Here is a 6,632-nt window from a genome sequence, read left to right on the forward strand (position 1 = left end):
ACGGAATAATAGTGAAATAGTTTCATAAAAAAAGAAAAAGAGCCCGGGGAAGGGGCTCCTTTTCAAATCATGCGGTTGAAGGGGGTTCTATTTAACTTTAACACCCGAGTATGAAGACAGTGTTAAGGTTCTGTAAATTTACCATTGATTATTTTTGTATTTTTTATAATAGTTTACTTGGCGTGCCAGCAGATAAACTTTGCGTTTTAAGTGCTTATCTTGCTTGTAGAACAGCGGATTGCCGTATTGGCCTTTTTTGATCAAGCGCTTGATGTCTTTCAGCACTGCTTTGTTACTGACAAAATTGCGCAATACTGCCTTTGGTACGACGGTAAACAAAAAGTCTTCATTCAAATAGGTTACCGGTTTATCTGTTTGATAAATAAGATCGTCAACAAAATACTCCGCCATGTTGTGCCCAAGAGCTGTAACGTAATAACTTGAGCGGCCTTGGCGAATATTCACTTCAAAAACTTTGAACTTGTTATCGCGCGCATCGTATTTTAAATCGAAATTCGCAAATCCTTTATAGCCCACTGCTTCAAGAAAGTTCTGCAGTTTGACCATCATCTCTTTGTCAAAACGGGTAATCAATGCAGTATAATTGCCGATTGCTGTAACAGTATGTTCCTGCAGGACCACTTGTGCAAATGTCACCAGCTGCGTTTTGCCTTTTGAATTGGCATAAATGACGGAATCCCACATAAAGGTATCGTCTCCTGGAATATAATCCTGGATGATCAATTCGTCGCGGTATCCGCCGCCTTTGATTTGCTGAATCACGTTGTGCATTTCTTTTGGGCTTTCGACTTTATAGACTTTTTGCTGCCCTTCGAACTTGTTTCGGCTGTACTCGATGCCGTTGCTCGGCTTAATGATCACCGGGAACATCATCTCTTCTTCGAATGGCGCCGATGAATTGCAGTTGTAAAAAAACGTCGTTGGCGTTTCGATGCCATGCACTTTGCAAAGCTCATAAAAATTCGATTTAACCTGCAGCTGATTCATCAAATCTTCGTTAATATAATTAAAGACATAATGCTCGCGCAGAATTTTAGCATTTTCAATAATCAGGCGAACATAAAGATCATTGGTCCCAATTAGCAGCAGGGTTTTGCCAGGTGCTCTGTACTTATGTGCGATATCGATTAAAATATCTGCAAATTGCGCATCGTCAGTAAGACCAGAGCGCAGCTCAATGGTTTCAGTGATTGTGCTGAGTGAAGTAAATGATAAATGCTCTTTACCGATTAAAATGGGTTTGATGCCATATGCTTCGTGAAAAGAAATGGCCATGTTGTAGGCATTCATATCTGTACCGATTATAATTGGCAAAAATGGGTGTTTAGTTTCCATGCTTTCCTCCTAAATTAACTAGCCAAAGGCAAGTAAATGGTAAATGTGGTACCGACGCCAACTGTGCTGGCAACTTCCACTTTGCCATGATGTGCCTCGATTAAGTGTTTGACAATGGAAAGACCAAGGCCAGTTCCGCCAGAATTCCGGCTGCGGGCTCGATCGACGCGGTAAAAGCGTTCAAAAAGCCGGCCGATTTCCGAGCTTTCAATTCCAATCCCTTGGTCTTCCACTTGAATAACGGCTTGATCATTTTTAACGTTGAGCCGTATGCTAATTTCCGTATTGTTCCCTGAATATGTAACTGCATTAATCAAAAGATTCATCATGACCTGGATTAAGCGATTAGCATCACCGTAAACCGTCACTGGTTTAATTTCAAGCTTTAATCTAATGGATTTTTCGTTGATTTTCGGTTGTATCATTTCTACCGCCCGCTTAATAACAGCTTTCATATCGGTGGGCTGCGCCTTTACTTCAAAGCCGCTTTGTTCAACATTTGACAAATCCAGCAAATCATTTATCAGCATTTCAAGCCGGTTGCTCTCTGTATGAACAATTTCTAAAAATGATAACAATGTATCCGTATCCTTGTATGCACCATCAAGCAGCGTTTCTGAAAACCCTTTGATCGATGTAACCGGTGTACGAAGTTCATGAGATACATTGGCAACAAAATCTTTTCGAATTTGTTCCAGCCTCTTTAATTCTGTAATGTCGTGAAACACAATAACGATTCCCAGCCAGCGTTGATGTTCCCCGATTACCGGTGCGCCGTAAACATTCAAGTTCTTCAAATTCAATCCTGAAATAAATTCTATCTGTGCGCGAGAATGGGTTTCGGTCATAAACACATCTTCAATAAAGTCCTCCAATTCATACGGAACATGGATTTCTTTATAGAATTTGCCCAATGTATTTTCAGTTGATAACTCAAATTCATCTAAAAAGGGCTTGTTGACAAGCGAGACCGCTCCCTGCCTATCAATCATAATCAGTGCACTGCCCATGTTTTCAATCAGCGTTTTTAGCCGCTCTTGTTCCATGATTCGCACTGCTGTGATTTCCTGCAGGTTTCTGGCCAAAACATTAATGGTCCGGCTTAATTCGACGCTGCCCTGGGCATTTGACTCCGACGCACGGGCCCGGTAGTTTCCTTTAACCAATTCCATGGCCGTCTCCGTCGCATTTTCAATCGGTTTGATGTTCACTTCGATAATTCGGCTGCCAACTATGGCTGAAAAAACTAAAGCAACAGCAAATGCTAGAAATAAAACCAGCCAAACCTCCGCCTTATTTGTCGCATTTTCATAAATCGGAAAAAGCTGAACTACAATTATGAATAGCCCAGTCAGCATCATTCCGATCCACACCAACAAAGTGAACAGCAGACGATGCCGAAAAGATGTCATGAGCTTTTCGGCTCCTCAAATTTATAGCCTAATCCTCGAATGGTTTTGATAAACGTTGGTTTCCGGCTATTTTCCTCAATTTTATCGCGCAAATGGCTGATATGGACATCAACAATCCGGGTATCCCCTGCAAAATCATATTTCCATACAGCACTTAGTAACTGGTCTCTCGTCAATACCCGATTTTTATTTTCCATTAAATAAACCAATAATTCGAATTCTTTCGGTGTAAACTCCAGCTGCTCTTTGTTAAGAAACACTTCAAATCGATCTGGATAAACATCCAGTTTCCCAAGAGAAATAGGTGCTGATGAATCCTGTTGTGGAGTTGGAACATTATTTGCTCTTCTTAACACAGCTTTAATGCGCGCCACGACTTCGCGCGGACTGAAAGGTTTGGTCATATAATCATCCGCACCCAGTTCCAGCCCCAATACCTTATCGAATTCGTCGCCTTTTGCAGTCAGCATAATGATCGGTGTATTAACTTTTTGCTGGCGCAACGACTTGCAGACTTCCACCCCATCCATTGATGGCAGCATAAGATCCAGCACAATCAGTGATGGATTTTCGCTCAAAGCCAGTTCGTAGCCTTGCTTGCCATCATTGGCGATAACGGTTTCAAAACCCGCTTGAACAAGATTGTAGGACAATAAAGTTGCAATTGAATGTTCATCTTCGATAATCAATATTTTCTTCAGCATTTTACATCCTCCACACTCAGTTTGAAACCCCCATCTCAAACCATGTTAAACTCATTTATTTCGAGAGCTACTTGCTATTCTATAATCTGCGGTGGGTTAGCGGTTATTTGTCCTTGCAGCGCAATTTCACCCTGTTCATCGATTCCCTCAACTTGGACGATTACTTCGTTGCGTTTGATATCCACTTCCACAACCTCCAACAAAAAATCGATCGTAGCGTAATGATGGACAGGTTTTAAAAACTTCAACTGCTGACCGCTAATATAAGAGCCCGGACCCGGTATATATTTGGATACAGCCGAGGTTAGGATTCCCGTCAACATAATATTTGGCACGACAGGTCTTTCATATACAGTCTGTGCAGCAAAGTCGTGTTGAATATACAGTGGGTTGCTATCATTGGTCAACCCCAGATAAAGAAGAAGATCTTTGTCTTCAATCTTTTCCGTCAGCTTCAGTTTTTCGCCGATTTTGATTTCTTCTACTTTTCGGCCTAATTTTCGCTTTTTCCCAAGCAACAAATAACATCCCTCCATTTTCTTGATACTCCTATAGTATCAATTTAGCTCATGAAAGTGCAAGCGACTAAGGTAGCAGGAAAAGAGCTCATATTTTTGGCACTAAAAAACGGACAAGGATCTCTCCCTGCCCGTTTTGTGTAGATTAAACCAATATTTTCATTACAGCTTTCACAGAATCTGCTGATTGGTTTAATAATGCTTTTTCTTCTTCATTTAAGTCAATTTCGAGAATCTTTTCAATACCGCCTGCTCCCAAAATGGTTGGCACACCGAGGTAAATGCCATCCAACCCATACTCGCCTTCTAAATAAGCAATAGATGGTAGGATTCGGCGCTGATCTTTAATAATCGCTTCAGCCATTTCCACAATCGACGCTGCAGGCGCGTAATAAGCAGAACCATTTCCGAGAAGATTGACGATCTCAGCTCCACCTTTGCGTGTGCGTTCCACAATTGAATCCAAACGCTCTTTGTCAATCAAAGTCTCCAACGGAATGCCACCTGCATAAGAATAGCGAACAAGTGGTACCATGTCATCGCCATGACCACCCAACACAAATCCAGTAACATCTTTCACCGATACATTCAATTCTTCTGCTACAAACGTACGGAAACGGGCAGAGTCCAAGACGCCGGATTGTCCAATGACACGTTCTTTAGGGAAACCAGATGCCTGAAACACTGTATAGGTCATGGCATCAACTGGATTTGTCAAAACAATTATGGTTGTATCAGGAGAGTATTTGACAATATCCGCTGTAACAGCCTTCATTACTTTTTGATTGGTTTGAACCAAGTCATCCCGGCTCATGCCCGGCTTGCGTGCAATTCCTGCAGTGATAATGACCAAGTCCGAGTCTTTCGTGTCTTCATAATTTGAAGTGCCTATAACCCGGGCATCAAATCCTTGCACCGGTCCAGCTTCTGCCATATCCAACGCTTTGCCTTTTGCCGGATTTTCCATGGGTGGAATGTCTACCAAAACCACATCACCCAATTCTTTTTGCGCCAATAAGAAAGCTGTCGTCGCACCTGTAAAGCCAGAACCGATCACTGAAATTTTTTTACGTTTGAATGTCATGAAATCTCTCTCCTTTAACAGTATTTGAGTTAAAACGCAGAATTCGTATTTTATAATCGCTTTGGGCATAGCTCCCATTCGAAGACAGGCAGGGAATAATAATGGGTACAAAAAAGGAGGGAAATATTCCCTCCCTCTTTTTTACTCTTATAGGTTTTTGATCAATTCATCAGCAAACTCAGAGCATTTCACTTCAGTTGCGCCGTCCATTAGACGTGCAAAGTCATAAGTTACAACTTTAGAAGCAATTGTTTTCTCCATAGAATTTGTGATCATTGTAGCAGCTTCTACCCATCCTAAGTGCTCAAGCATTAACACACCTGAAAGAAGTAGAGATGATGGGTTTACTTTATCAAGACCAGCATATTTAGGTGCAGTACCGTGAGTTGCTTCAAAGATAGCATGCCCCGTATCGTAGTTAATGTTTGCTCCAGGAGCGATACCAATTCCGCCAACTTGAGCAGCTAAAGCATCAGAGATGTAATCTCCGTTCAAGTTCATTGTTGCAACAACATCGAACTCGCTTGGACGTGTAAGAATTTGCTGTAGGAAGATATCAGCGATTGAATCTTTAACAAGGATTTTGCCAGCAGCAAGTGCTTCTTCTTGTGCTTTGTTTGCAGCATCTGTTCCTTGCTCGTCTTTAATTGCATCGTACTGGTTCCATGTGAACACTTTATCGCCAAACTCTTGCTCAGCAACTTCGTAGCCCCAATTTTTGAAAGCTCCTTCAGTGAACTTCATGATGTTCCCTTTGTGAACTAGTGTCAACGATTCGCGGCCTTCAGTGATTGCATAGTTGATTGCAGCACGAACTAAACGTTTTGTTCCTTCTTCTGAGATCGGTTTGATGCCAATACCTGAAGACTCAGGGAAACGGATGTTTTTAACGCCCATTTCATCCTGAAGGAATGAAATCAATTTTTTCACTTCGTCAGACCCTTTAGCGTACTCGATACCAGCATAGATATCTTCAGTATTTTCACGGAAAATAACCATATCTGTATCTTCTGGGCGTTTAACTGGTGAAGGCACGCCTTCAAAATAACGAACTGGACGCAAGCAAGTGTACAAATCAAGTTCCTGGCGCAGTGCTACGTTCAATGAACGGATACCGCCGCCGATTGGCGTTGTCAAAGGACCTTTGATTGCGATCAAGTATTCACGGATTACATCAAGAGTTTCCTCAGGAAGCCATTCGCCAGTTTCGTCGAACGCTTTTTGGCCTGCAAGAACTTCTTTCCAAACAATTGATTTTTCGCCATTGTAAGCTTTTGTTACCGCTTCTTCTAATACGCGTGAAGCTGCATACCAGATATCCGGTCCTGTTCCGTCACCGATAATGTATGGAATTACTGCATTGTTAGGAACGTTTAAGACACCGTTTTCTACTGAAATTTTTTCGCCGTTAGTCATGTATAATTTCCTCCTGTGGTCAAAGTCATAGGGCTGCACAGAGTGCAAGCCCTATAAGTTATATTTTTTTATAATGGTAAGTTGAGAAAGGCTGTTTATCTTTCTTCAACCGGCACGTATGTCTGCATGCCCGGTCCGATGT

The 6,632-nt window shown here is 41.8% G+C and carries 6 protein-coding genes; all 6 read right to left on the reverse strand.

The annotated features are described in order from the left end of the window. Positions 1-138: 138 nt before the first annotated feature. Entirely contained in the window at positions 139-1,356 is a 1,218-nt protein-coding gene (locus AC4EG4_RS08370; RefSeq protein WP_490987504.1) for a carboxylate--amine ligase, read from the reverse strand. Between the two features lie 14 nt (positions 1,357-1,370). Then, positions 1,371-2,768, reverse strand: coding sequence for a two-component system histidine kinase PnpS (gene pnpS, locus AC4EG4_RS08375; RefSeq protein WP_490987505.1), 1,398 nt, complete (start codon positions 2,766-2,768; stop codon positions 1,371-1,373). After that, the gene (locus tag AC4EG4_RS08380) at positions 2,765-3,472 is read right to left on the reverse strand and encodes a response regulator transcription factor (protein WP_490978808.1); all 708 of its coding nucleotides are present in this window, start codon (positions 3,470-3,472) and stop codon (positions 2,765-2,767) included. The genes pnpS and AC4EG4_RS08380 overlap by 4 nt, the downstream gene beginning before the upstream one ends. Before the next feature lie 74 nt (positions 3,473-3,546). After that, on the reverse strand, positions 3,547-3,993 hold the full coding sequence (locus tag AC4EG4_RS08385; protein WP_490987517.1) for a MaoC family dehydratase: 447 nt from the start codon (positions 3,991-3,993) through the stop codon (positions 3,547-3,549). A 142-nt stretch (positions 3,994-4,135) separates the two neighbouring features. Continuing rightward, entirely contained in the window at positions 4,136-5,074 is a 939-nt protein-coding gene (gene mdh / locus AC4EG4_RS08390) for a malate dehydrogenase (RefSeq protein WP_490987506.1), read from the reverse strand. A gap of 147 nt (positions 5,075-5,221) precedes the next feature. Then, positions 5,222-6,490: an NADP-dependent isocitrate dehydrogenase gene (icd, locus tag AC4EG4_RS08395; protein WP_490978810.1), complete on the reverse strand. Its 1,269-nt coding sequence runs from the start codon at positions 6,488-6,490 to the stop codon at positions 5,222-5,224. Positions 6,491-6,632 lie beyond the last annotated feature (142 nt).

Source organism: Planococcus sp. TJ-201, from assembly GCF_058268495.1.